Annotated in this window: 23 protein-coding genes and 1 pseudogene; 8 read left to right on the top strand and 16 right to left on the bottom strand. The window is 38.2% G+C overall.

The features are described 5' to 3' along the window. Positions 1–9: 9 nt before the first annotated feature. From ftsY to ABR854_RS16035, 4 genes are all read right to left on the bottom strand, one after another. Positions 10–966, bottom strand: coding sequence for a signal recognition particle-docking protein FtsY (gene ftsY, locus ABR854_RS16050; protein ID WP_350266459.1), 957 nt, complete (start codon positions 964–966; stop codon positions 10–12). A gap of 105 nt (positions 967–1,071) precedes the next feature. Beyond that, entirely contained in the window at positions 1,072–1,473 is a 402-nt protein-coding gene (locus ABR854_RS16045; protein WP_350266457.1) for an acyl-CoA thioesterase, read from the bottom strand. Positions 1,474–1,551: 78 nt separating this feature from the next. Beyond that, positions 1,552–3,552 carry a sugar phosphate isomerase/epimerase family protein gene (locus ABR854_RS16040; protein ID WP_350266455.1) on the bottom strand — a complete coding sequence of 667 codons (2,001 nt, stop codon included), beginning with the start codon at positions 3,550–3,552 and terminating at the stop codon, positions 1,552–1,554. Between the two features lie 93 nt (positions 3,553–3,645). Then, a complete protein-coding gene (locus ABR854_RS16035) occupies positions 3,646–4,704 on the bottom strand; it encodes a S66 peptidase family protein (RefSeq protein ID WP_350266453.1) in 1,059 nt (352 codons plus the stop codon). Between the two features lie 230 nt (positions 4,705–4,934). Between ABR854_RS16035 and ABR854_RS16030 the strand changes: the two genes are divergently transcribed. Both ABR854_RS16030 and ABR854_RS16025 read left to right on the top strand, forming a co-directional pair. Further along, entirely contained in the window at positions 4,935–5,225 is a 291-nt protein-coding gene (locus tag ABR854_RS16030; protein WP_350266451.1) for a type II toxin-antitoxin system RelE/ParE family toxin, read from the top strand. Further along, a complete protein-coding gene (locus tag ABR854_RS16025) occupies positions 5,222–5,536 on the top strand; it encodes a helix-turn-helix domain-containing protein (protein WP_350266449.1) in 315 nt (104 codons plus the stop codon). Before ABR854_RS16030 ends, ABR854_RS16025 begins: the two co-directional genes overlap by 4 nt. Positions 5,537–5,615: 79 nt before the next feature. Here the strand turns inward: ABR854_RS16025 and ABR854_RS16020 are convergent, their stop codons facing one another. Next, positions 5,616–6,539 carry a helix-turn-helix domain-containing protein gene (locus ABR854_RS16020; RefSeq protein ID WP_350266447.1) on the bottom strand — a complete coding sequence of 308 codons (924 nt, stop codon included), beginning with the start codon at positions 6,537–6,539 and terminating at the stop codon, positions 5,616–5,618. Positions 6,540–6,943: 404 nt separating this feature from the next. After that, positions 6,944–8,620: a gliding motility-associated ABC transporter substrate-binding protein GldG gene (gene gldG / locus ABR854_RS16015; protein ID WP_350266445.1), complete on the bottom strand. Its 1,677-nt coding sequence runs from the start codon at positions 8,618–8,620 to the stop codon at positions 6,944–6,946. Positions 8,621–8,827: 207 nt separating this feature from the next. Here gldG and ABR854_RS16010 point away from each other — a divergent pair, with 207 nt between their 5' ends. After that, positions 8,828–9,331 carry a cupin domain-containing protein gene (locus tag ABR854_RS16010; RefSeq protein WP_350266443.1) on the top strand — a complete coding sequence of 168 codons (504 nt, stop codon included), beginning with the start codon at positions 8,828–8,830 and terminating at the stop codon, positions 9,329–9,331. Between the two features lie 77 nt (positions 9,332–9,408). After that, positions 9,409–9,882 (top strand): DUF4293 domain-containing protein, encoded by a 474-nt coding sequence (locus ABR854_RS16005; protein WP_350266441.1) that lies wholly within the window; start codon positions 9,409–9,411, stop codon positions 9,880–9,882. A 75-nt stretch (positions 9,883–9,957) separates the two neighbouring features. Here the strand turns inward: ABR854_RS16005 and ABR854_RS16000 are convergent, their stop codons facing one another. Beyond that, the gene (locus ABR854_RS16000; protein WP_350266439.1) at positions 9,958–10,641 is read right to left on the bottom strand and encodes a response regulator transcription factor; all 684 of its coding nucleotides are present in this window, start codon (positions 10,639–10,641) and stop codon (positions 9,958–9,960) included. A gap of 12 nt (positions 10,642–10,653) precedes the next feature. Then, positions 10,654–12,594 carry a sensor histidine kinase gene (locus tag ABR854_RS15995; protein WP_350266437.1) on the bottom strand — a complete coding sequence of 647 codons (1,941 nt, stop codon included), beginning with the start codon at positions 12,592–12,594 and terminating at the stop codon, positions 10,654–10,656. Positions 12,595–12,725: 131 nt separating this feature from the next. Here ABR854_RS15995 and ABR854_RS15990 point away from each other — a divergent pair, with 131 nt between their 5' ends. Then, positions 12,726–13,568, top strand: coding sequence for an SGNH/GDSL hydrolase family protein (locus tag ABR854_RS15990; protein WP_350266435.1), 843 nt, complete (start codon positions 12,726–12,728; stop codon positions 13,566–13,568). 36 nt (positions 13,569–13,604) lie between these two features. Further along, positions 13,605–14,894, top strand: coding sequence for a flavin-containing monooxygenase (locus tag ABR854_RS15985; RefSeq protein ID WP_350266433.1), 1,290 nt, complete (start codon positions 13,605–13,607; stop codon positions 14,892–14,894). Positions 14,895–15,006: 112 nt separating this feature from the next. On the opposite strand, the gene ABR854_RS15980 is transcribed toward ABR854_RS15985, so the two are convergent. The 8 genes and pseudogenes from ABR854_RS15980 to ABR854_RS15950 form a co-directional block, all read right to left on the bottom strand. Further along, on the bottom strand, positions 15,007–15,774 hold the full coding sequence (locus tag ABR854_RS15980) for a ThuA domain-containing protein (RefSeq protein ID WP_350266430.1): 768 nt from the start codon (positions 15,772–15,774) through the stop codon (positions 15,007–15,009). Positions 15,775–16,006: 232 nt separating this feature from the next. Beyond that, entirely contained in the window at positions 16,007–17,182 is a 1,176-nt protein-coding gene (locus tag ABR854_RS15975) for an acetyl-CoA C-acyltransferase (RefSeq protein ID WP_350266429.1), read from the bottom strand. 43 nt (positions 17,183–17,225) lie between these two features. Beyond that, a pseudogene (locus ABR854_RS15970) lies at positions 17,226–17,468 on the bottom strand (four helix bundle protein); the annotation flags it as partial. Positions 17,469–17,480: 12 nt separating this feature from the next. Then, the gene (locus ABR854_RS26085; protein WP_502881208.1) at positions 17,481–17,585 is read right to left on the bottom strand and encodes a four helix bundle protein; all 105 of its coding nucleotides are present in this window, start codon (positions 17,583–17,585) and stop codon (positions 17,481–17,483) included. A 119-nt stretch (positions 17,586–17,704) separates the two neighbouring features. Further along, positions 17,705–20,113, bottom strand: a complete 2,409-nt coding sequence (locus tag ABR854_RS15965; protein WP_350266427.1) for a 3-hydroxyacyl-CoA dehydrogenase/enoyl-CoA hydratase family protein — start codon at positions 20,111–20,113, stop codon at positions 17,705–17,707. Between the two features lie 102 nt (positions 20,114–20,215). After that, positions 20,216–20,620 carry a GxxExxY protein gene (locus ABR854_RS15960; RefSeq protein WP_015028996.1) on the bottom strand — a complete coding sequence of 135 codons (405 nt, stop codon included), beginning with the start codon at positions 20,618–20,620 and terminating at the stop codon, positions 20,216–20,218. A 35-nt stretch (positions 20,621–20,655) separates the two neighbouring features. Then, a complete protein-coding gene (locus ABR854_RS15955) occupies positions 20,656–20,970 on the bottom strand; it encodes a glyoxalase (protein WP_350266425.1) in 315 nt (104 codons plus the stop codon). A gap of 4 nt (positions 20,971–20,974) precedes the next feature. Then, the gene (locus ABR854_RS15950; protein ID WP_350266423.1) at positions 20,975–21,466 is read right to left on the bottom strand and encodes a DUF4442 domain-containing protein; all 492 of its coding nucleotides are present in this window, start codon (positions 21,464–21,466) and stop codon (positions 20,975–20,977) included. 259 nt (positions 21,467–21,725) lie between these two features. On the opposite strand from ABR854_RS15950, the gene ABR854_RS15945 reads away from it, so the two are divergent. Continuing rightward, positions 21,726–22,571, top strand: a complete 846-nt coding sequence (locus ABR854_RS15945) for a cupin-like domain-containing protein (RefSeq protein ID WP_350266421.1) — start codon at positions 21,726–21,728, stop codon at positions 22,569–22,571. Positions 22,572–22,621: 50 nt separating this feature from the next. Beyond that, positions 22,622–23,197 carry a 5-formyltetrahydrofolate cyclo-ligase gene (locus ABR854_RS15940; RefSeq protein ID WP_350266420.1) on the top strand — a complete coding sequence of 192 codons (576 nt, stop codon included), beginning with the start codon at positions 22,622–22,624 and terminating at the stop codon, positions 23,195–23,197. The last annotated feature ends 140 nt before the right edge of the window (positions 23,198–23,337 follow it).

Raw genomic sequence — 23,337 nt, 5'->3', positions numbered from 1 at the left:
TATGGAGCTTTATTTCTTAAACAATGAATCAACAAATTCCATTTTATTGAAAACTTGCAAATCATCCATTTTTTCGCCTACGCCAATGTATTTTACTGGAATCTTAAATTCATCCGAAATACCAATAACCACACCACCTTTGGCTGTCCCATCGAGTTTTGTAATGGCCAAAGAGTTAATTTCTGTCACTTTCGTAAATTCTCTTGCTTGAATCACAGCATTCTGCCCTGTACTTCCATCTAAAACCAACATTACTTCGTGCGGAGCTTCGGGTAAAAATTTCTGCACCACACGCTTGATTTTACCCAATTCGTTCATCAAGTTTACTTTGGTGTGCAATCTCCCAGCCGTATCAATAATGATAATATCAGCACCAAGTTCCATGCCTTTTTTCACGGCATCAAATGCTACTGACGATGGGTCGGTATTCATTCCGTGGTCAACAACCGTTACACCTACACGCTCGCCCCAAAGTTTGAGTTGGTCAACGGCCGCTGCTCTGAAAGTGTCGGCCGCACCTAAAACAACCTTTTTACCTCTTTTATGAAACTGATGAGCTAATTTACCGATAGTGGTAGTTTTTCCTACACCATTTACGCCCACAACCATCAGCACATAAGGTTTCGGCAGATGCTCAGTTTCGTAACTATCCTTTACATCTTGTGAGTTATTTTCTGATAGAAGGGCTGCAACTTCTTCACGCAAAATACGGTCTAACTCCTCAACATTGGTATATTTATCTCGCTCTACTCGTGCTTCAATTCTACGAATAATTTTTACGGTTGTTTCGACACCCACATCCGAGCTAATCAGAATCTCTTCTAATTCATCTAAAACCTCTTCATCAACCTTTGATTTTCCAACAATTACCCGTGAGATTTTATCAAAAATACTGGTTTTTGTTTTTTCTAAGCCTTTGTCAAGCGTTTCTTTTTTTTCCTTGCTAAAAAAGTCAAAAAGTCCCATCTTCTTTAATTGTGAATGATTGAATGAACGAATGAGTAAGAAAGCTTACGTCATTTTCTTGGGCAAAAGTAGCGTTTTTTATTAGAAAAATGGGCGTTTTTTGAATTATCTTTCTTCTGATTCGGGGAAAAACTGCTTTACAATCTCTTCGGTGATGCGTTTGGGGCGTAAAGTTTGGGCATCAAGCGAAATCCAATGCGTAACTGAGCGAGCCAAAACTTCGTCGCCTCGCATGATTTCACAATGACGAATGCTCTTTACTCCAACGAAATCATCTACCCAAGTTTTAGCAACCAATTCCTCGCCCAGAAATGCTTGTTTGAGGTAATCAATCTCGTGTCGGCGAGCCATCCATATTATTTGTGAGGCAATTTCCTGCGGTACAGTTTTCCAATGCCCAATGGCTGCATCCTGCACATAACGAAGATATACTATATTATTTACGTGATTGAGTTCATCAATATCATCGGGAGCAACCGTAATTGGCAAATAAAAGACGTGGGGCATTTTTTATAGAATTGTAGCACAATTTTTTAAATTGTGATTATTAAAAAAGCACAATTTAAAAAATTGTGCTACAAATAGTTATTTCAGATTCTTCAAATAACGTAAAGAAACTGGCAAATGCTCTTTTACGGCTTCGTTTTCATCTTCGATGTAATAGAATTTCACGCCCGTCTGAATGGCGGCTCGTAGAATTTTTCTGAAATCTAATTGACCCGTTCCAACGGCCACATCGGAAGTCAATGGCGTTCCGCCCGATAATTCACCAGTTTCTTGGCCGTTTTTCATGTCTTTGATGTGCAAAGCCACAAAACGTCCTTTGTGTTTTTTGAGCAAAAGGGCAGGGTCTTGTCCACCATGAAAAGCCCAATAAACATCGCACTCAAAGCCAACATTGTCTGGATTTGTTTGCTTCACGATATAGTCGAAAAGTGTACCTTCTTCAGTTGGTTTAAATTCGTAGCCGTGACAATGATAATAAAATTTAATGCCTTCTTTAGCCAGTGCTTCACCTGCTCTATTGAAAACTTTGATTGCTTTATCCGCATCTTCTTTACCAAATTTATTGCTTACGTGTGGAATCCAAGCACAACCAGCGTATTTGATACCCAAAGCCTTACAAGTAGCCACAACTTTACTGATACTATCTTTGAAAAGATTATAATCAAGCAATGTACTATATGGTTTTAGCCCTGCTTTGTCGAGTTCAGCTTTAAAGTCTTCGGTTTTCATGCCGTAAGTACCTGCTACTTCTACTTCCGTAATACCGAGACTTTTTACATACGCAAGTGTGCCTTTTACATCTGTTTTGAAATAATCTCTCAGACTATAAAGTTCAAGTCCAATACGGTCGTTCAACACTTTACTGATATTCGGTTGACGTTCGCCCGTTCCATTTTGCAGCCACATTTCTACTCTTGGAATTTTCCAGATGTATGACTTTGAAAGAATATCCAAATCACCATCGCCGTCAATATCAGTAACTCTTCCTTCATGAAAATCAATACCTGTCTGAAAAACAGTTTTAGTAAAGCCACCTTTTCCATCACCATAAAGAATGAAAGCCTCTGCATTTGGGTTATTATCTGTGGTGGCTTTCTCATCCCCCGGGGTGGATTCCCACTTGACCATTTCTGCACAAAGAATATCCAAATTACCATCATCGTTGATGTCAGCGGCTTCGAGTGTGTGGGCGTGCGAGAGTTCACGGCCAATCAAATCACGACTTTTCCAGTTGGCTGATACTTCGGCACTTCCTGTGCATTCGTAGAGCATCAAGCGTCCTTTGTCGTCACTCGGGGCAAACACCAGTTGTACTTTTTTACCTGCTCTAAATTTAGCAGCGACCACTCTTCCTCCAGCTTCACCAACTTTTGTGCCTTTAAACTTTCCATCAACGTATTTAAACCAATAATTTCCTGCTACTATGTCTTTGTTTCCATCGCCATCAACATCGGCAGCTACGCAACCTTTTATGAGTTTGGTATCTTTATCAGCCACAAAAACTGGCTCAAAAACCCATTTCCCGCTAAGCACTTCACTCGGGATATTGGCTACAAACAAAGTTTTTGCTCCTTGATTCCAAAATGCCAATTGTGCTTTACCAGTTTGTTTAAAATCCCCGAAAACCATATCTTGATGCTGGTTTTCACCATCGGTTTTGATTTCATAACGATGCCACGGTACATTTGGGTTAAAAAACGGAGCGGGATTTTCCCACCACCAAATTTTATTACTTTGGGCATCGCCACCAAAAACTAAGTCATTATCGCCATCGCTGTCAATATCGTAAAATGTGCCGCCAGCTTCGAGTGAAAGAGCTTCTTTTTCAACGGTAAATTCTCGCCAGCCAATCGCACGGTCAAATTTTAGGTAGATAATCGAAGTTGCTTGGCCACGTCCAGCCATTACAAATTCTTCGATACCGTCTTTGTCAATATCAACCGAAAGTGAGGCTGTTTGCTGAGTGGTTTTCCAAGAGAGTGGAATAGCACCATCTTCGCTCGAAGTTCGCTCCCATTTTTGTGCTTTTGTTGTGAAAATTCCAAATAAAATAAAGAGTGGAATAAGTTTAGTTTTCATTTTTAATTGTGGGACGAAATTGCACTTCGTCTTTTTTTGTTAGAATTTTAGATAAAGCGAACTATAAGCGGACGTCGCTCGGTTCGCTCCACATTAGATGACTGCTGATTCTTTGAGTTTGATTGTTCCTTCGTCAGCATCAATGGTGGCTTCAATGCCAATCGGAACGGTAAATTTATCTTTAATATGCCCAATCATCGCTCCTGAAAATGCAGGAATTTTGAGCGGTTTTATGTGGTCTTCAAAAATATCTTCGAGTGTCAGCGAACCATAGTTTTTTGACGGTGGACAATCCGTACATTTTCCAAATACAACACCCGCCAATTGGTTTAAAATTCCTGTAATTTTGAGTTGCGTCATCATGCGGTCGATGCGGTATGTGTCTTCTTGCACATCTTCAAGAAACAAAATTGCTCCTTTGAAATCAGGAACGTAGGTTGAGCCAAGAATATGCGAAAGTACCGTCAGATTTCCACCAATTAGTTTTCCACTCGCTTTTCCGCTATGAATCGTATAGATTCGGTCTTCCATCTGCACCAAAGCATCACCTTTACGCACAGGATTACTCATACGAGTAGTATTTCCATCAATCAACGTATTTTTAAAATAATCAACCGTGAAAGCATTCCAAGTAGAAGAACCCACTGGTCCATGAAAAGTAACGAGTCCTGTTTGGCTGTAAATCCCTAATAATAGGGCTGTTATATCGCTATAACCTATAAAAATTTTGGGATTATTGCTGATGGTATCGTAATTAAGCAACGACAAAATTCGGGCACTTCCCCAGCCTCCGTGCATGGCCATGATTGCATTAATACTTTTATTGGCAAACATTTCGTTAATGTCGGCGGCACGGTCTTCGTCTTTTCCAGCAAGATTGCCGTATCGGTCGAAAATATGTTTTCCTAAGACCACCTTAAAACCCATGGTTTGTAAACCTTCCATCGCAATCGTTACTTCTTCTTTGATAAATGCCGAGTACGCAGGACAAACCAACCCGATGGTATCACCTCTTTTGAGGGCCGCAGGTTTGATAGTTTTTGGATTATCGTTTTTAGCGGTAAAATTAAGATTTGTTAAGCCAAAAGCAGCTAACAATGAAGCACTTAAAAAGTTTCGACGAGCATTTTCAGACGTTTTTTTAGAGGGCATCGGCTAAGTTTTTTCGGTAAAATCATGAAAACGAATTTACGAGATATTGTAAAGAGATACAAGTAATGAAGAGATAAATACGAGATAAGCCACTATTTCATCTTTTAATATGGACTAAAAAGCTTGGCTAAAAGTTTCTTTATAAAGAAACTTACACTATTTTTGTTCAAAAAAATTATTAATGGAGCAAAAGTTTGAAATAGTTTTCTTGGAAGAAGTTTTTGAGTAGTTTGGAGCGGAAACACTCTGAAAAAATACTTTATAATATAAGAAAAGCTCAAATTGAAAACGACCCCGAACTTTTTAAGAAACTCAATGAGGATATTTGGGAATTTAGGACACTCTATCAAGATTTACAGTATAGACTATTAGCTTTTTGGGATAAAACTTCTACAAAAAATACATTAGTAATTTCGACCCATGGATTTATTAAAAAACGTAGTAAAGTTCCAGATAATGAAATTCAAAAAGCCATTCAGATAAAAGCTAAATATTTTACAGAAAAACATAAAAAGCAATGAAAACATACACTTTAGAAGAAGTCCAAAACAAATTAATTGGAGAAATTGGTACGCCCGAAAGAGACAGATTTGAGTATGAACTTCAAATGGATTTGATTGGAAAAGCTATCAAACAAACTCGTAAAGAAAGGCACATGACTCAAGAAGAACTTGGAAAACTGATAGGCGTACAAAAAGCACAAATTTCAAGACTCGAAAGTAATGCCAGCAATGTTACGATGGATACTTTGATGCGAGTTTTTGCTGCATTACATGCAAAAGTAAAACTCCAGATTGAACTTCCAAATTTGAGTATCAATCTTGTAAAATAAGTTTTCCAACAAAAAGCCACTCGTTTGCACGAGCGGCTTTGCTTTTATGAAGTATTAATTGCGACGGGCGGATAAAATATTAACCAATCATTAATGATTCTCTTCTACGCATTTTTCCTGCTGGAATTCCGAACATCATCTTGAAACGACGGCAGAAATATGCGGTATCTTTATAACCAACTTCATGCCCAATGGCACGGATACTTTTCTTTGATGTACGCAAGAGGGTTACAGCTGCTTCCATACGTTGGTACTCAATATAATCTTGTGGGTTGATACCTGTTAACATTTTGAAATATTGACCAACGTAATCTTCCGAAACATTGGCAACATTTGCTAATTGTTTGTTCGATAAATCGCCTGGAAGACTATTTTTGATGTAGGTGAAAATATCAATCAAACGTGGGTCTTTGAAATACGTACTATTTGTGGCTAATTGCTCCACAAACATTCTATTTTTCAAGATATGACGCACAATTTCGATAACAATTTCTTCGGTTTTATTTCTAATCACACGGCCACGGCCTGCTTCATCCGAGCAATCTTCCTTTAAAATATCATGAATCAACGAGCCAAGTTTGCTGTGAGCCTTGATAAAAAATGGAGGAATATCGAGCGAAGTAAAGAAGTTTACCGAGTCGAAAACTTTTGCTTCAAAGGCAATCAAACCAAACGAGTTTGGTACTTGCCCGATTATTGAAGGGTCGGTCAGGGTCTCCCAATAACTTTCACGACGAGTCATGAACTCTTCGTAAGAAATATTTTTCGGTTCGCCCGTTCCGTAGGTCAGCGTTGCGGCTTTTCCACCTGGGATAAAAAGTAAATCGCCTGGCTCAACTTTTTCTTCGTTTCCTGCGAGTTTTACTTCACCATTATATAATACAAGAATGGTGTTTTCTACGTCATATACGTTTTTAATCTTAATCGTTTGTAAGATTCTGATATGGCGTGCCTTAGCGAATTTTACGCCAAGAGATTCGATTATTTTATTGTAGTCTTCCATCGTGAAAGAATGTTTTTCAGTATTTGCTTAGAATATAAAGTGCAATGTATTAACAAATTTGGACAAATCTAATAATTCCAATATTTTTTTTTAACACAAAAATAAAATAAAATGTTCATTTCGTCATACACTTTTGCAAATATAAGACCATTTTTCTAAAAAAAATCTAATTTTACATAAACTTATTTAATACCATAAATATTGTTCATACTGGTAAAATTCCGCTATTTTGTACAAAAAAAGGCTCTTTTTGAGCCTTTTTTTGTACAACGTTTTATGTGTTTTGTTCTAATTTTATATTTTTAATTTGTACGTTTCCAAGAAAATCAATAAGTATTTTTGCTCAGAAAAAATTTTACTAAACGGTTTTGTTACGCTCTCATAATCAATTGATTAGATAATAATTAAGCAGTACCGTAATTACGGCGTCTTACCCATTGCAAGATAAATCCGAACAATAACACCAAACCAACTGGTAAACCAATATTCAAAATTTGCCAGAATGTTCGCTCATCACGGGAACGAAGTTTATCAAGCGGACGGAGTTTTACTTCTTTTCCTTTAGCCTGAATCACGCCATCTTCGTCAATCAAGTAATCAATGGCGTTCATCACAAAGTCTTTATTGCCAAATGTGTGTTGTGTAGTTTTATCATAGCCAAGCGGCAAAGGATTACCCGTTTTCTGACTTACTTCGTTCACAATTAAATCTCCATCGGAGCAAACAATGATTTTTGTTAGCTGACTTTCGGCCTTGAAATCGGCAAATTTTGGGTCGTTGGGTAATAAACGATTCTTGTATAATGACTGAAATTTACCTTCCAATAAATAAGCAATCGTTTTTACACCGCCTTGATATTCGGATTGCTCGGTATCGGTTTGAGCATCGTTGAAAGTCACGAAAGCAGGAGCATTCAGTGTTTTTGTGTAGGGCGAAGTCATCAAAAGAGGAGTTTTCTTCACGCCATCCGCCCGAACGGTGTCAATCGAAGCTACGTATCTACTAAAAACCAAATCTAAATTATTGGTAATGAGGCTTTTACCAAAATTATTTATTAATGGAAAATATCGGTAAGGAACGGGTTGAATGTTGGGTTTATCGCCCAAATCGCCCACAACCAACGGAATTACGGCACAACTTGCACCATCTTTGATGATATTTGAGTTGATTCTTACGCCATATTTAAAAAACAAATCGGTCAGATTGAGTTCTAAAGGTTGAGCGAAATTGCCTTCTAAACCTACCGAATCGACTTTCAAACCATCAACAAAAAACAAGGCACTTCCGCCACTCATCACAAACTGATCGATTTTATATTTGGTACTATCATCAACAGGAAAATCGGGTTTGGGCAAAATCACGGCATCAAGCCCTTGAAAGGTCGGAGAACTTTTGGCATTGATAATGAATAAATCATAACGTTCTTGTAATGAAGCAATTAAGTCAGAAAAATTGAGCGGTTTTAACTTCGTAAATTCGGCCAAAAGACCAATTTTTTTGCGTTCTTTCAAGGTAAGTTTACGAATCGCCGTGGCCAGTTCGTATTCTACATTCTCATTCGATTGATTGAGTTTTTCTTCGGCTGTTTTGCCTTGTGTACCTTTTAGCAATAAAACTGGCACTTCGTAGCCGCCCGCACTCACGAGAGCATAAGGAAAAATGATATTTTCGATTTGACGACCATTTTTAGTATCAACTACCCGTGTTGGATTCATGCCTTTTTTTGCCAATTCTACATAAAACTCTTCACGTTTCTTTTTATCGGTTTCGGCATTTGGGTTGATGAATTTATAATTGATATTTGTGCCACCGTAAACCTTGAACTCTTCGAGAGTTTCGGTAACGGCACGTTTGAGGCGTTCAAAACCACCGGGAAGTTCTTCACCATCTAAATAAACTTTCACGAAAACATCGGTCGAATCTTCGGCAGAAAGGTTTTCGAGCAAGCTTTGCGTGGCATCCGACAACGAATAACGCTTTTCTTCGGTAAGGTCGAGGCGAAAGAAAACAAAAGAAGCGGCAATATTGAGTAAAATGATTCCGCCAATAATCAGCAGAGCTACGACAAATTTATTTTTCATTATTTAATTATTTAGGCACATAGGCACACAGCGGCAAAGGCACATAAGAAAAAAAATAGATACCTGATTTAGTCAAATAAAGTATTTACTTTATAAACACCTCTGTATCTTTATGCCTTTATTACTTGGTGCCTTTGTTACTCTGTGCCTTGTAAGAGTAATTTTGCTCAAAAATAAAACATTCATTCTTTAATTCCTGCTTTTTCTATGTTTCCTGCCAAATATTGGGTCGAAAAATTAAAAATGCAAAGCCATCCCGAAGGTGGATATTTTTCCGAAACCTATCGTTCGACCGAACTGATTGACAAAAACTCTCTTCCTAAACGATTTTCGGGTGATAGAAATTTCAGCACCGGTATTTATTTTTTGTTGGAAAGTCATCATTTTTCGGCATTTCACCGCATTCAGTCAGACGAAATGTGGCATTTCTACGCAGGCGATGCTCTCAATGTCTATTACATTGATAATGAGGGGAATATGCAAATCATTAAACTTGGTAATAACCCCGAAAACGGCGAAGTTTTTCAAGCGGTTGTTCCAGCGGGCGTTTGGTTTGGTAGCAAGCCAGCCGTCGAAAACTCGTATTCGTTGGTTGGTTGCACAGTTGCCCCAGGCTTTGATTTTGCCGATTTTGAAATGCCCGACCGACAAACACTTTTACAGGAATTTCCGCAACACGAAACTATTATCAAAATGCTTACGCATGATTGATTTGAGAACTTTTTAGAAAGTTCTCAAATCTGTCGTATTTTTGCAGAATATTTTCAAATAATAAATTATTTATCAAGATGTTACAACGTCCGCAATCATTGTTATTATTACTCGTTGCTGTTTGTATGGTTTTCTTTCTCGGAACACCACAAATTTGGCACAAAACCGTAGGTACAGAATCAATCTCATTGAGTGCTTACACGCTTTCTTATGTAAAAACTGGCTCAATCGTAAAAAATACACCTGTATATTATTTGGCAGTTTTGGCGGTTCTTTCGGCAGGATTAGCGATTTTCACTATCTTCCAATACAAAAATCGTATGCGTCAGATGTTGTTGGTTTCGCTTAATTCGTTGGTTGGGGCAGCTTTATTAGGTGCAACGGTTTATCATATTCAGATGGATGCCAACAAAATTTTCGCTCCCGAAAATCAAGGTGAATTTGGTTTGAGTTTTTGGGGTGCATTTTTAGCATTAGCATTAAACTGGGTAGCTAATCGCCTCATCCGTCGTGATGATAAAATGGTGAAAGATGCTGATAGAATGAGATGATTTAGTCAACAGAAGCTAATCGATGGTCAACAGAAAATCTCTTTTTCGTCCAGAGTTTGTAACTCTGGACGTTTTTTAACAAATCAACTTAAAACCTTCGCCGTGCATATTCATAATTTGTAGCGAAGGGTCTTCTTTGAGGTGCTTTCTTAGTTTCGTAATATAAACATCCATGCTTCGAGCATTGAAGTAGCTATCATCGCCCCAAATGAGTTTTAAGGCAAAACTTCGGCTCACCGATTGGTTTTTATTCTGACAAAGCAATTTCAATAACTCCGATTCCTTAGTCGTGAGTTTATTTTGTGAATCATTAATGCTTAAACTATTTGTTTGGGCATCAAATTCATAAGCACCAATTTTAAAGTTATTGATTTGGGTATCAGGCTCTTGCTTATTAATTCTTCGCAAGATTGCCTTCATTCGCATCAATAATTCTTCCATGCTGAATGGCTTCGTGATATAATCATCGGCCCCAACCTTAAAGCCTTGAATCGTATCCTCTTTCATTGATTTGGCGGTCAGAAATATCACAGGAATATCCTTGTCTTTCATTCTGATTTCTTTGGCCAACGAAAAACCATCTTTTTTCGGCATCATCACATCTAAGATACACATATCGTAGCCACCTTTTTCCAAGAAAAACTTGAGTCCTTCTTCGCCATTTTTAGCCAAATCGGTCGTAAAACCTTTAGCTTGGAGGTATTCTTGAAGCAACATTCCTAAATTTGGGTCGTCTTCGGTTAAAAGGATTTTTGCCATATTTTTTATTTTTTAAGCTCTTGCAGTCGAAGGACTAAATATAATTTCAAACTTACTACCTTCGCCCAGCTTACTTTCCACAAATATTTGTCCGTTGTGCAGTTCTACCATTTTCTTGACGTAACTAAGCCCCAGTCCGAAGCCTTTTACATCGTGCAAGTTTCCTGTCGGCACTCGGTAAAAGCGTTCAAAAATGCGAGCTACTTGGTCTTTTGTCATGCCTATTCCTTTATCTGAAATGCTGATTTTCAACAAATTACCCACATTTTCGGTGCGAATCGTTATTTCGGGGTTTTCGGGCGAATATTTATTGGCGTTATCGAGCAAATTATAGATAATATTGGTCAAATGCACTTCATCGGCCACAATTTCTGAGTTATCAGCTTCGAGTTCGAGGTTGACGATGCCGTTTTTCTGCTCGATTTGTACACTTAAATTTGTCAGCACCTGTTCGATAGTTTCGTGAATATCAACGCTATCGAGTCTTAGTTTCACCTCTCCTTTATCAAGTAAAGCCATTTGTAACACTTTCTCGACCTGCGTACCCAATCGGCGATTTTCGTCTTGAATGATATTCAGATAACGATTCATTTTACCACTATCTTTTTTCACGTCGCTATCTTTCATTACTTCCACCGCCAACGAAATCGTTGAAATGGGCGTCTTAAATTCGTGCGTCATATTATTGATGAAATCATTCTTAATATCAGCCAATTTTTTTTGCTTCAACATTGTGCTTATCGAGCTATAAAACACACCTCCAACTGCCAAAAACAACAATATCGAACTCAAAAACACCGACCACATATTACGCAATATAAAACCTTGTGTATCAGGAAAATACACGTACAAGAAATGATTTTGTGGCTGTAAATCATTCGGAAAAAGTAACACTTTATAGGCTTTTTTGAGCAATTCGGGTGTGTAATTGACCGCAAACGAAGAGAAAATCATGTTTGAACTATTCTTCACACCATATTGATACGGAATCGAGATTCCTCTACTTCGGAGTTCTTTTTTGAGTAAAGTATCAAGCGTTTGGCGGTCGAGACGCTCATAAATATCTCGGCTTCCGTGAATAACATCAGTCAGGACATTCTTTACAAGTTCGGCTTTATTTTGGGTGCGTTCAAAATTGGTATTAAAATCTTTTTCTTGACTTTTTCGCTTAATTTCAATTGGTCTATCTACTTTATTAAATGTTTTCGCTGCAAATTTTAACGAATCTGCCGCTTGTGAGTTATCGTAGAAATATTTATAGGTGACTATACCCTGTTGATTTTCAATATTTACTCTGAGATTGTTGGGTTCTCGATTTCGTCGGTTACGACTTAATTGTATAACCTGACGATTGATTTCGCTAACCAAATCTTCTACACTACGCTGACGCATCAGCAATGAGCGAGTAGGTTGTGTGAGTTCCTCCCAAGCCAAGTTTTGCTCTTCGAGCATATCTTTTATCAGTCCCATTTGTCGTTCGGGAATCTCGAAAGTTGGTTCTGCCCAAAAAATATCCGATGGTGCAATTGTTATCGTTTGATTACTCATGCCTTTAGGTAAAAGCACTACTCTATGGTTTTCTTTTTCGGGGCTTTCCACATTTACTACCACTTCTTCTGTTTGAGGCTGAGGTTCTTGTCTTGCAGGTTTTGGTTTTCTTTTTGGGCGAATTTTATGTTGTGTAATCGCCAATAATTTTTGTTGCTCTTGGGCCTTCATTTGCTGATTTGCCAAGAAAATAACTTCTTGTTTTTCGATTTTTTTGACAGTCGCCAGCATAGCATCGTTCACATCACGGTCGAACTGTTCTTTTTTTACGGCAATTGCATTTTCAATCCAATACCACTGAAAGGCCATCAAACCCAACAGAGCAAGCAACATGACAACGATGATATTACGAAAATTCATGACAGGATTATGACCATTTCCAACGTCGGCATGGTTTTGAACCATGCCGACGTTAATATTTTAAATTACTTCACGAAATTAACGCCATAAAATCAAAATTATGGTTTATTTAACACTTTTTAACACCAAACAATTTACTAACTTTACATAAATCTCAACAAAACCTATCCTACAAAATGCCTTTTCTCATTGTAATTCTTTGTATTGTCTCAATTCTTGGGCTTCTCTACGCTTGGTTATACCGAAAAGTATCGAAACATATACCAGAAAATTATCCAACTATCAAAAATCGACAACAAATTGACGCCTCTAAAAAGGTCTTGGTTTGCTTTGGCGATAGCAATACACATGGAAATGTGAGTTATAACTGGGTGAACGATTTAAGCTCTCAGCTAACTGACTATCAGGTTTTTAACGCAGGAATAAACTCCGATTTGACCTATACTTTACTCCGCAGAATTGATGATGTGGTTGCCTGCAAGCCCAATTTTATCACGATTCTGATTGGCACGAATGATGTAAATTCAACAATGGATAAGGTAATGGAAAAACGTTACCAAGATTTAGGAAGAATAAGCAAAGATACTTCCCCTAATTTTGAAGATTTCAAGAAGAATTATATCGAAATTATTGATCATTTAAAAGCTAAAACTCAGGCAAAAATCGCAGTAATGTCTTTGCCAGTCATGGGTGAAGACTTAGCTCACGAAGCTAATCAGAAGGCTGATAAATACAGCAAATTTGTGAAGCAGCTCGCCACCGATAAACAACTCATTTATTTACCAGTCAGAGAAAAACAAAAGGAGTTTTTGCAGAAAAATCCGCAGTCCTTAAAGCATACTTTTGAAGATACCTACAAACTTCTCAATTTTTCAGTAATCAGTTATTATTTGTTAGGGAAAAGCTGGGACGAAATTTCTGCCAAACACGGCTTTCAACTCACACCTGACAATCTACATCAAAATTCAATCGCTGGAGGAATGATTCGAGATTTGGTGATAGCGAGTATTCAATCTTGAAAAATTACTAACAATATATTCTACTCTCAAACTGCTATGAAACAAGTGTGTATCATCGGGGCTGGTTCTTCTGGAATTACTGCCGCAAAAGCCCTAAAAGAAAAAGGTATTTCATTCGATTGCTTTGAAAAAGGCTCAAAAATTGGTGGTGTTTGGCGGTTCAACAACGATAACGGACTATCATCGGCTTATCGAAGTCTGCATATAAATACCAATCGTGTTGTGATGGCTTATTCCGACTTTCCAATGCCCGATGATTATCCGATGTTTCCGCACCATTCTGACATAGTTGAGTATTTTGAAAATTATGTTGAGCATTTCAAATTACGTGAACATATCACTTTTAATACCTCAGTTGTTGATGTCGTAAGAAATGCTGATGGCAGTTATAACGTCACGCTTGACAATCGACAATCTTTTGATTATCAGTATGTTATTGTAGCCAATGGACATCATTGGAATCCACGTTTTCCAACTCCTGCTTTTGAGGGGGAATTTACGGGTGAAGTTTTACATTCTCATTATTATAGAGAAGCAGAGCAAGTGCAAGATAAAGACGTGTTAGTTGTTGGTATAGGTAACTCAGCTGTTGATATTGCTTGCGAAGCCGCCCGACTACACACAGGAAAGGTCGTTATTTCAACTCGTAGCGGTGCATACATTATACCCAACTGGATTTGGAGTATTCCTTTCGATAATCTGGCGAATCCGCTGACCGCTAAACTACCGTTTTGGTTACAACGATTCTTATTCAAAACAACGCTTTGGCTTGCTCGTGGCAAACAAGAAGATTATGGAGTACCGAAACCTAATCGACCTGTTTTAAGCGAACATCCGACACTTTCGCAAGATTTGTTGAACCTTTCGGGGCGAGGTTTGATAAAATTCAAGCCAAATATCAAAGAATTTAGAGGAAAAAAAGTAGTTTTTGAAGATGGAACAGAGCAAGATTTTGACATGATTATTTATGCAACGGGCTATAAAGTTACTTTTCCATTCTTGAAACATTACGCTCAATTTGATGTAGAAGAAACCAACGATATTCGACTTTACAAAAAGGTCATTCACCCCGACTACAAAAATTTGTTCTTTCTAGCTTTAATTCAGCCATTGGGGGCAATTATGCCTTTGGCAGAAATTCAAGCCAAATGGATTGCCCAAATTATCAAAGGAGAAAGTAAGTTACCATCAAAAGAGGCAATGCTAAAATCTATCGAAGAAGACAAACAGAAACTTGCTAAACGATACAAACAAACCCCAAGACACACTTTACAAGTGGACTTTTTTACCTATAAAGAAAGCATTGAGAAAGAAATGAAGCGATGATAACTGCTGAAGTCTTTGATTGAAGATTAAGGAGTGATGACTGGAGATTTTTGATGTAACCATTCTAAAATCTCCAATTAACAATCTTTAATCTTCAATTTTTTAAGTAAAATTACAAACCTTTACCGGTAGCAGCCCAGTAAATGCCGCCATAAAGATGGTCAAGGAAAGTTTGGTCGCTGAAAACCAACGGAATATGACCGAGAGCGGTATAAAAAGCACGACCACCATCATAATTATGGTACCAAGAAATTGGGTGAAAACCCATGCCTTTTCCTTCGTTATCGCCCCATTTTGTGTTTGGATTATATGATTTCTCATCAATCGAAACCAAAACTTTTAAATCATTGGCTGATGATGGAGTTTTGAACTCGTACCACTCGTCTGTCCAAAGGAGTTTTTTAGGAAAACGCTCCATTCCCGGAAAATTGCTATCTTCCACTTTCAAATAAGCCGTTTGTTGTGCTGGGTGAATCTTGAAGTAATTACCTACTAATTTACCATACCAAGGCCAATCGTATTCGGTATCGCTCGCACTGTGTACGCCTACAAAACCCTTTCCTGCTTTGATAAATTTCTCGAAAGCCGCCTGTTGTTCATCGTTCAAGATATTTCCAGTAGTATTCAAGAAGATTACGGCTTGGTATCTTTCCAAGGCTTTATCATTAAAAACTGAAGCATTTTCTTGCCAATCAACGCTAAAAGTATGTCGTTCGGCCAGTTTTTTAACTGCCGTTACACCTTCATTAATAGATTCGTGGTGAAAACCATCTGTTTTTGTGAAAAGTAATACTCTGAATTGCCCTTGTGCAAAAGAAGAAATAGAGAAAACCAATGTCATCAAGAATAACATTGTGTTTCGTGCGAAAACCTGTTTCATAGTTTTGATTATAAAAGATTGAATAAAGAAGAAAATTTTGAGTATCAAAAAAACACTTATTGAAAGCAAATGTAGGAATTTTAAACAAACACCCCTAACCCCTAAAGGGGGATTTTTATTTGATGAAACAAAAAGAGGTCTTGTTTCACTTGAAACAAGACCTCTTTAAGATTATAGAGAATCAGAAGCTCCGCTTTAGGGCGGCAGCCGTTGCTGGTTAGGGGTGGCTGTTTTACAACAACTCATAAATCCCCGCTACACCTTGGCCACCGCCAACGCAAGCCGTAACCATACCATATTTTTTGTTTTGGCGACGAAGTTCGTTCAAAACTTGAACGGTCAAACGTCCACCAGTTGAACCGAGAGCGTGACCGAGAGCAATTGCTCCACCGTTTGGATTGATTTTGCTCATATCTAAACCCAATTCTTTGATAACCGCCAAAGATTGAGCAGCAAATGCTTCGTTTAGTTCAATAATATCAATATCATCTTGTTTCAAACCCGCTTGTTTCAAAGCAATTGGAATAGCCGCAACTGGTCCAATACCCATGATGCGTGGTTCTACACCCGCCGAAGCATAAGCCATCATGCGTGCGATTGGTTTTAAACCCAATTCATTCACCATTCTTTCCGACATCACAATTACGAAAGCTGCACCATCGGACGTTTGAGAAGAGTTACCTGCCGTTACGCTTCCGCCCATTGAAAAAACTGGACGGAGTTTTGCTAAAGCCTCAACACTTGTATCAGCACGTGGGCCTTCGTCTTTGGTTACTGTATATTCTTTGTTTTTCTTCTTGCCAGTGACTTCGTCGAAATAGGTTTCTTTTACTGTAATCGGCACAATTTCAGCATCGAATTTGCCAGCCGCTTGAGCAGCCAATGCTTTTTGGTGTGAATTGTAAGAGAAAATATCTTGCTCTTCACGACCGATATTGAATTGTTGAGCTACTTGTTCGGCCGTAAGTCCCATTCCGATGTAATAGTCTGGGTGGTGCGAAGCCAAACCATAATTCAATGCCATTTTCCAACCAGTTGTTGGCACCATCGACATTGATTCTGTTCCGCCTGCTACGATACAATCGGCCATTCCTGCACTAATTTTTGCAGCGGCCATTGCGATTGTTTCGACGCCTGAGCCACAATAACGGTTTACGGTTACGCCCGCCACACTCTTGCCCAACGACAAAAGCGAAATATAACGAGCCATTTGCATTCCTTGCTCAGCTTCGGGAACAGCATTTCCTACGATGAGGTCATCAACACGAGCAGGGTCGAGATTTGGCACTTGTGCCATGAGGTGCTTGATTACATCAGCCGCCAAATCGTCGGGGCGAGTAAAGCGAAAAACTCCTTTGGGTGCTTTGCCGACTGCACTGCGGTAGCCAGCTACTATATATGCGTTCATGTTATTAGAGATACGAGATTTGAGATATGGGTTTTGAGAAAAATTAACTTCCAAATTTTCTTTGTAAAGAGAAAATAATCTTTTGTATAGACATTAATTGGTTCGACATTTTATCCAAATCAGTTATTGAAATAAGATTTAACTTTTCAGCTAAAATTAGCTGGGTTTCTAACTCGTAAGATGAACCGAGAGCAATTCCAAGAAAACGAGAAAAGTCTTGGTTTGAATTTCGTCCAGAACCTTCTGCTATGTTTGATGGAATAGAAACAGCACATCTTCTAATTTGACTTGTTAAGCCCTATTTTTCATCGGTTGGAAATGTTGACGTTAAATCATAAACTTCTTTCGTGAGGTTTATTGACATTTGCCAAACTTTCAAATCTTTAAAATTATGAGCTGTCATTTTTTAGATACTAGATTTGAGATTTAAGATACGAGATTCGGGATGTGGGATTTAAAAGTTAGATTTTTAAGGTATATAAAAATGTAAAAATAATAATCCCGTATCTCCAATCTCGTATCTCAGTTACGAGGAGGTTTACCGCCACTTAAAAGCCCTTGCATTCTCTCCATAGTTTTCTTTTCACCACAAAGCGATAAGAATGCTTCACGCTCTAAGTCTAAGAGATATTGCTCAGTAACCATTTGTGGATAACTCAAATCTCCACCCGAAATTACGTAGGCCAGTTTATCGGCAATTTTCGCATCGTGTTCGGTGATGTATTTACCCATCAACATACCCATGATACCCGCCTTGAAAAGAGCAATTCCTGCTTTTCCTTGTACCTTAATATCAGTACGTTGTTTTGGTTGAGTATAACCATCTTCGGCCAATTTGATGGCTTCTTCTTTCGCTTCCGCAATCAAACGACTACGATTCAATACAATTTTATCTCTATCGTTTTTCAAATAACCCATATCAAAAGCCTCTTGTGCCGAAGTAGAAACTTTAGCTTGGGCGATATTCATAAAAGCGTTTTGAAGAATATTCAATTCTGGGTCGCCAGTTTTGTAGGCATCAGAGCAACGAAGTGCCATTTCTTTGGTTCCGCCACCTGCTGGAATCAAACCAACGCCTAATTCAACTAAGCCCATGTAGGTTTCAGCATGAGCCACCACCTTATCGGCATGAAGGTTTAACTCGCAACCACCACCCAAAGCCAAGCTGTGAGCTGCCGTAACAACTGGAATTGATGAATATCTCGCACGCATCATCGTCTGCTGGAATTGTGCAATCATCATATTGATTTCGTCGTATTCTTGCTCGATGGCAAACATAAACAACATCGCCAAGTTTGCACCCGCTGAAAATGCCTCGTTAGAATCATTTCCAACAACCAAACCTCTGAAATCTTTCTCGGCAATGGCATACGCTTTATTCAAACCTTCTACTACTTCTGCCCCGAAAGTATTCATTTTTGAGTGGAATTCTACGCCTGCAATACCATCACCCAAATCGAAGATTGTTGAACCTGCGTTTTTCCAAATAACGTTGGTTTGACGAAGATTGTCCAAAATAATGAACGATTCCGTTCCAGGAATTACTTTATATGATTTGCTCGGAATGTCATAATATTTGCGTTTTCCTGCTTCAACTTTATAGAAAGTCTCATTACCAGACTCCAACATTTCATAAACCCAAGCAGCTGGTTTGAGGTTTAAATCTTCCATGATTTTTATCATCGGACGAACCCCAATGGCATCCCAAGTTTCAAACATCCCCATTTGCCAGCCAAAACCTGAGCAAATAGCGGCATCAATTCTATATAATTCGTCTGAAATTTCTGGAATACGGTTGGTAGCGTAGCGGAAACCATCGGCAAAAGTTTTGCGGTAAAACTCTCCAGCTTTGTCTTTTCCTGCCAAAAGAACCGAGAAACGTTTTTTCAAATCGTCGATACTTTTGGTGCTTTCAAGCGTAGCAAATTTTACTTTTTCCGAGGGTTTGTATTCAAAACTCTTCAAGTCTAAAGCAAGAATAAGCGTTTTGCCTTTTTCGTCTTTTGTTTTTTTATAAAAACCTTGACCTGTTTTATCTCCGAGCCATTTGTTTTCCATTAATTTGGCCATTGTTGGCGGCAAAATAAAGGCATCTTTCGATTCATCGGTTTCTAAAACATTGATTAGGTTATTACAAACATTAACGGTTGTATCTAAACCAACCACATCTGACAAGCGGAAAGTACCCGATTTTGGGCGACCAACCACTGTACTAGTAAGTTTATCAACTTCTTCAACGGTTAAGCCCATTTCTTCGGCCACTCTGATGGTTTGTACCATCGCATAAATTCCCAAACGGTTGGCAATAAATGCAGGAGTGTCTTTACATAAAACTGTGGTTTTGCCGAGATACAAATCTCCGTAGTGCATCAAGAAATCAACCACCGATTTATCAGTTTTATCAGTTGGGATAATTTCTAATAAACGCAAATAACGTGGTGGATTAAAGAAGTGAGTACCACAGAAATGTTTCTGAAAATCTTCTGAGCGGCCTTCTGCCATCAAATGAATCGGAATTCCCGACGTATTTGAAGTTATTAAAGTTCCTGCTTTACGGAATTTTTCAACTTTCTCGTAAATCAATTTCTTAATGTCAAGACGCTCAACAACTACCTCAATAATCCAATCGTAGGCAGCGATTTTTGGCATATCGTCATCAAAATTGCCCAGTTTTACTCGGCTCAGTGATTTCTGACTGAAAATTGGCGAAGGACTTGCCTTTACAGCAGCTTGGAAAAGTTCGCTTACGATACGATTTCGCACGGCTGGATGATTGGTGTCAAGTCCTTTGGCTTTTTCGGCGTCGTTTGGTTCTTTCGGAACCATGTCGAGGAGTAGTACCTCCACTCCGATATTAGCAAAGTGCAACGCAATACGGCTTCCCATAATGCCCGCACCCAAAACAACTACTTTTTTGATACTACGATTCATGGTTTTGTGTTTGATTTTTTTATTTCTTGATTTTCTTAGTGTTTCTTAGTCACTTAGTGGTTAAAAAAATAATTACCACTGAGGAACTAAGGGTCACTAAGGTTAATCAGGCAATGCTGAAAAATATTCATTTACGAAGGGTTTTATGCTTCTTGTAATATTATCTGTATGGAAATTTATTAGTAAACCTTTAGGCTTTTTGAGTAGTTTCATATAAGTAAGAAGTTGTGCCTCGTGAATTGGATGTATTTGCTCAACAGCTTTTAGTTCGACAATTACGGAGTCATTTACCATAACATCAAGTTTTAGTTCAGCTTGTACTTGAATGTTCTTATAAATTACAGGCACAGTCATTTGCCGAACAATACTAAAGCCCTTACTTTGTAATTCATGACAAAAACAAGATTCGTAAACACCTTCCAACAAACCAGCCCCTAATTGTTTATGCACTTCAATAGCACAGCCAACAACTTCATAAGCTAATTGATTTATGCTCTTTTTTGTCATTTTCTTAGTGTACCTTAGTCCCTTAGTGGTTAAAACTATAATTGACTCTGTAATCTCTTCACAAGCATTGTGATTATTCTTCTATTCAGCTCGGTTTCCATCGGCACAAAAACTTCATATTGTTCAACTGAAAGTTTCCCGATTATCATTCCAACAAAATAATTGCGTAATTGGGCATCTTTTTTGATGGTGTTTTCTATATAATTGGCTTGGTCTTCTGGCGAATATCTTTCAAATACAACTTTATGTTTGACCAAATATTGCTTAAAAACTGCAATCAATAACTCATTTTGTTCTTTCAGAATTGGTCTTAAAAATTCATTCTGAAAACTTTCCTCTGCTGAAATCATATTTTTATTTCTTCTTCAAAATCCACGCCCAAATCATTTCTGTTATAACCACTTCTTCTTCCGTTTCGTCGGTCACTTTTACCGTAACATTCACTTCCCCTTTGTCGGTTTCTCTGATTTGCTTTATTTGCTCATCAGTTAGCGTAGCTATTGCCCGTTGTTGTCCTTGACTACGTTTGATAAACTTCACCGATAGATTTTTCATCAACGGAAGTTTATCATCGGGAATGTTCATGCCGACTACCATTCCAGAAGCCGTTTCGGCCAAAAGTGTGGTTGCTGCGGCATGAATTTGCCCAATGTGGTTTTGTACTTTGTTTCTATTTGGAAGTGTTACTGCGACTTCATTACAAGTCATTTTCTCGAAATGTATGCTCGCCGTACCAACAAACTTTACGAATCGACCGATGGCAAAATCTCGCATAAAACCACGCATAAACGCAGGAAATGACTGCAATTTTGCCAAAGTTCGATTGAGATTATTGTTGTACTCCATTGAATAATATTCTTTGAATGTAAAGTCTAATATTGTTATGCAAGCATAATTTCAAGGCAAATATACATGAAAGATATTAGTATGCAAGCATACTAATATAAAATTTGTTTTACCAAGATTTTTTATGAAGAAAAACATAATTTAGAGAGTAGCAATTTGTTTGGAAACCAAATTTTATTTGGATGCGTTTTAGGGGAAAATCCTTCTTGTATTGTCGTTTACTTGAGTTAATTAAACACAAACTTTATCAAAACACATTATGAAACTATTACCAATTGAACGACGCAGCAATCTGAGTCGTGAAGAATTCATCGAAAGCTATTTGAAACCCAAAAAACCTGTCATTTTTACTGATTTGGTGAAGGATTGGCCTGCCCTTGATAAATGGACTTTCGATTGGTTACGCAAAAACTACGGGCATATCGAAGTTCCGCTGTTTGATAATCATATTCACGATACCAAAAATTACTTTCAAGCGGCCAAAACTATGCCTTTTGGCGAATATCTGACCTTGATTGAACAAGGGCCTACCGACTTACGTATATTCTTGTTCGATATTTTTAAGATTGTACCAGAATTGGCCAACGATATTCGTTTCCCGACCATCATGGATGGCTTCCTGAAAAGCTATAAATTTATGTTTTTTGGTGGGCAGAATTCGGTCGTGAATCTGCATTATGACATGGACTGCTCAAATGTATTCCTGACGCAGTTTCAGACTCGCAAGCAAGCGATTCTTTTTGCACCCGACAAGAGTGCGAATCTTTACCAACACCCGTTTACGGTGCAATCTCATGTAAATCCGCTAAACCCAGACTACGAGCGTTATCCTGCCATGAAAAACTTGGAAGGTTTTGAGGCAACTTTTGGTCATGGCGAAACGCTATTTATTCCGTCGTTGTGGTGGCATTATATTAAGTATGTCGATGGTGGATTTAGTTTGGCACTTCGAGCAAATGATTCTATCTTTACAACTGCTCGTGGTGGCTGGAATGTGGTAAGGCATACATTTATTGATAAAGGTATGACCAAACTGGCGGGTGATTCGTGGAAACAATGGAAAGAACGCAAAGCCATTGAAAATGCCAATGAAGTGTTGGTTTAGTCCATGATAGTCCACAAACCACAGCATAAAATTTGGATTGAATAGTACGTATGCAGAAACAAGATTTAAGAAAAGAATATCTTCAAAAACGAAAAGCCCTCACCGAAATGGAAGTTGAGGGCTTTTCGAGAAAAATACACGACTGGTTTTTCAGAAGTATTCCTGTACATGCCTACGCCACGATTCATACGTTTCTGCCCATCAAACGCAACAATGAGATAGATACTTGGCTCATTATCAATACACTGAAAAAAGACTTTGCCACTGATATTGTCATTCCGAAAAGCCACGAAGATGGCACAATGAGCCATTATTTACTTACAAAAGATACTGTTTTTGAAGAAAATAAATGGAAAATTCCAGAACCATCGCCAGTTGGCAGTCTTCAGTCTTCAGTTTTTAATATAGATTTAGTTCTAATTCCATTGCTTTGTTTCGATAAAAAAGGCTATCGAGTTGGCTACGGAAAAGGTTATTACGACCGATTTTTGGCCGAATGTCGTCCCGATGTCATGAAAATTGGTCTTTCGATTTTTGAGCCTGTTGACGAAATAAGCAATGTCGATGAGTTTGATGTGAAAATGGATTACTGTATCACACCAAATAAAATTTGGAGTTTTTTGTAAATTTTGTACTATTCCAAGAAGTCGAACCAAATTTTACATTATCTTTGCGAACCCAAAACCGATTCGTCGGAACGCCCTATGTGGGTATGATGTATTTTACTAACTAAAAAGACTCCCTTTCAAGGGCTGGGGGTGGTCGG

The organism is Emticicia sp. W12TSBA100-4 (genome assembly GCF_040253585.1).
GTDB lineage: Bacteria > Bacteroidota > Bacteroidia > Cytophagales > Spirosomataceae > Emticicia.
Note: the sequence above shows the minus strand (reverse complement) of the source record. Positions and strands in the feature narration are given on the sequence as shown.

Excerpts from the sequence above, each read along its gene's own strand:
- ABR854_RS15980 (WP_350266430.1), bottom strand. The coding sequence starts at position 15,774 with ATGAAACAGGTTTTCGCACGAAACACAATGTTATTCTTGATGACATTG.
- ABR854_RS15960 (WP_015028996.1), bottom strand. The coding sequence starts at position 20,620 with ATGACAAAAAAGAGCATAAATCAATTAGCTTATGAAGTTGTTGGCTGT.
- ABR854_RS16035 (WP_350266453.1), bottom strand. The coding sequence starts at position 4,704 with ATGCCCTCTAAAAAAACGTCTGAAAATGCTCGTCGAAACTTTTTAAGT.
- ABR854_RS15955 (WP_350266425.1), bottom strand. The coding sequence starts at position 20,970 with ATGATTTCAGCAGAGGAAAGTTTTCAGAATGAATTTTTAAGACCAATT.
- ABR854_RS15990 (WP_350266435.1), top strand. The coding sequence starts at position 12,726 with ATGCCTTTTCTCATTGTAATTCTTTGTATTGTCTCAATTCTTGGGCTT.
- ftsY (WP_350266459.1), bottom strand. The coding sequence starts at position 966 with ATGGGACTTTTTGACTTTTTTAGCAAGGAAAAAAAAGAAACGCTTGAC.
- ABR854_RS15945 (WP_350266421.1), top strand. The coding sequence starts at position 21,726 with ATGAAACTATTACCAATTGAACGACGCAGCAATCTGAGTCGTGAAGAA.
- ABR854_RS16005 (WP_350266441.1), top strand. The coding sequence starts at position 9,409 with ATGTTACAACGTCCGCAATCATTGTTATTATTACTCGTTGCTGTTTGT.
- ABR854_RS16010 (WP_350266443.1), top strand. The coding sequence starts at position 8,828 with ATGTTTCCTGCCAAATATTGGGTCGAAAAATTAAAAATGCAAAGCCAT.
- ABR854_RS16025 (WP_350266449.1), top strand. The coding sequence starts at position 5,222 with ATGAAAACATACACTTTAGAAGAAGTCCAAAACAAATTAATTGGAGAA.
- ABR854_RS15995 (WP_350266437.1), bottom strand. The coding sequence starts at position 12,594 with ATGGTTCAAAACCATGCCGACGTTGGAAATGGTCATAATCCTGTCATG.
- ABR854_RS26085 (WP_502881208.1), bottom strand. The coding sequence starts at position 17,585 with ATGACAGCTCATAATTTTAAAGATTTGAAAGTTTGGCAAATGTCAATA.
- ABR854_RS15940 (WP_350266420.1), top strand. The coding sequence starts at position 22,622 with ATGCAGAAACAAGATTTAAGAAAAGAATATCTTCAAAAACGAAAAGCC.
- ABR854_RS15950 (WP_350266423.1), bottom strand. The coding sequence starts at position 21,466 with ATGGAGTACAACAATAATCTCAATCGAACTTTGGCAAAATTGCAGTCA.
- ABR854_RS16045 (WP_350266457.1), bottom strand. The coding sequence starts at position 1,473 with ATGCCCCACGTCTTTTATTTGCCAATTACGGTTGCTCCCGATGATATT.
- gldG (WP_350266445.1), bottom strand. The coding sequence starts at position 8,620 with ATGAAAAATAAATTTGTCGTAGCTCTGCTGATTATTGGCGGAATCATT.
- ABR854_RS15985 (WP_350266433.1), top strand. The coding sequence starts at position 13,605 with ATGAAACAAGTGTGTATCATCGGGGCTGGTTCTTCTGGAATTACTGCC.
- ABR854_RS16040 (WP_350266455.1), bottom strand. The coding sequence starts at position 3,552 with ATGAAAACTAAACTTATTCCACTCTTTATTTTATTTGGAATTTTCACA.
- ABR854_RS16020 (WP_350266447.1), bottom strand. The coding sequence starts at position 6,539 with ATGGAAGACTACAATAAAATAATCGAATCTCTTGGCGTAAAATTCGCT.
- ABR854_RS16000 (WP_350266439.1), bottom strand. The coding sequence starts at position 10,641 with ATGGCAAAAATCCTTTTAACCGAAGACGACCCAAATTTAGGAATGTTG.
- ABR854_RS15965 (WP_350266427.1), bottom strand. The coding sequence starts at position 20,113 with ATGAATCGTAGTATCAAAAAAGTAGTTGTTTTGGGTGCGGGCATTATG.
- ABR854_RS15975 (WP_350266429.1), bottom strand. The coding sequence starts at position 17,182 with ATGAACGCATATATAGTAGCTGGCTACCGCAGTGCAGTCGGCAAAGCA.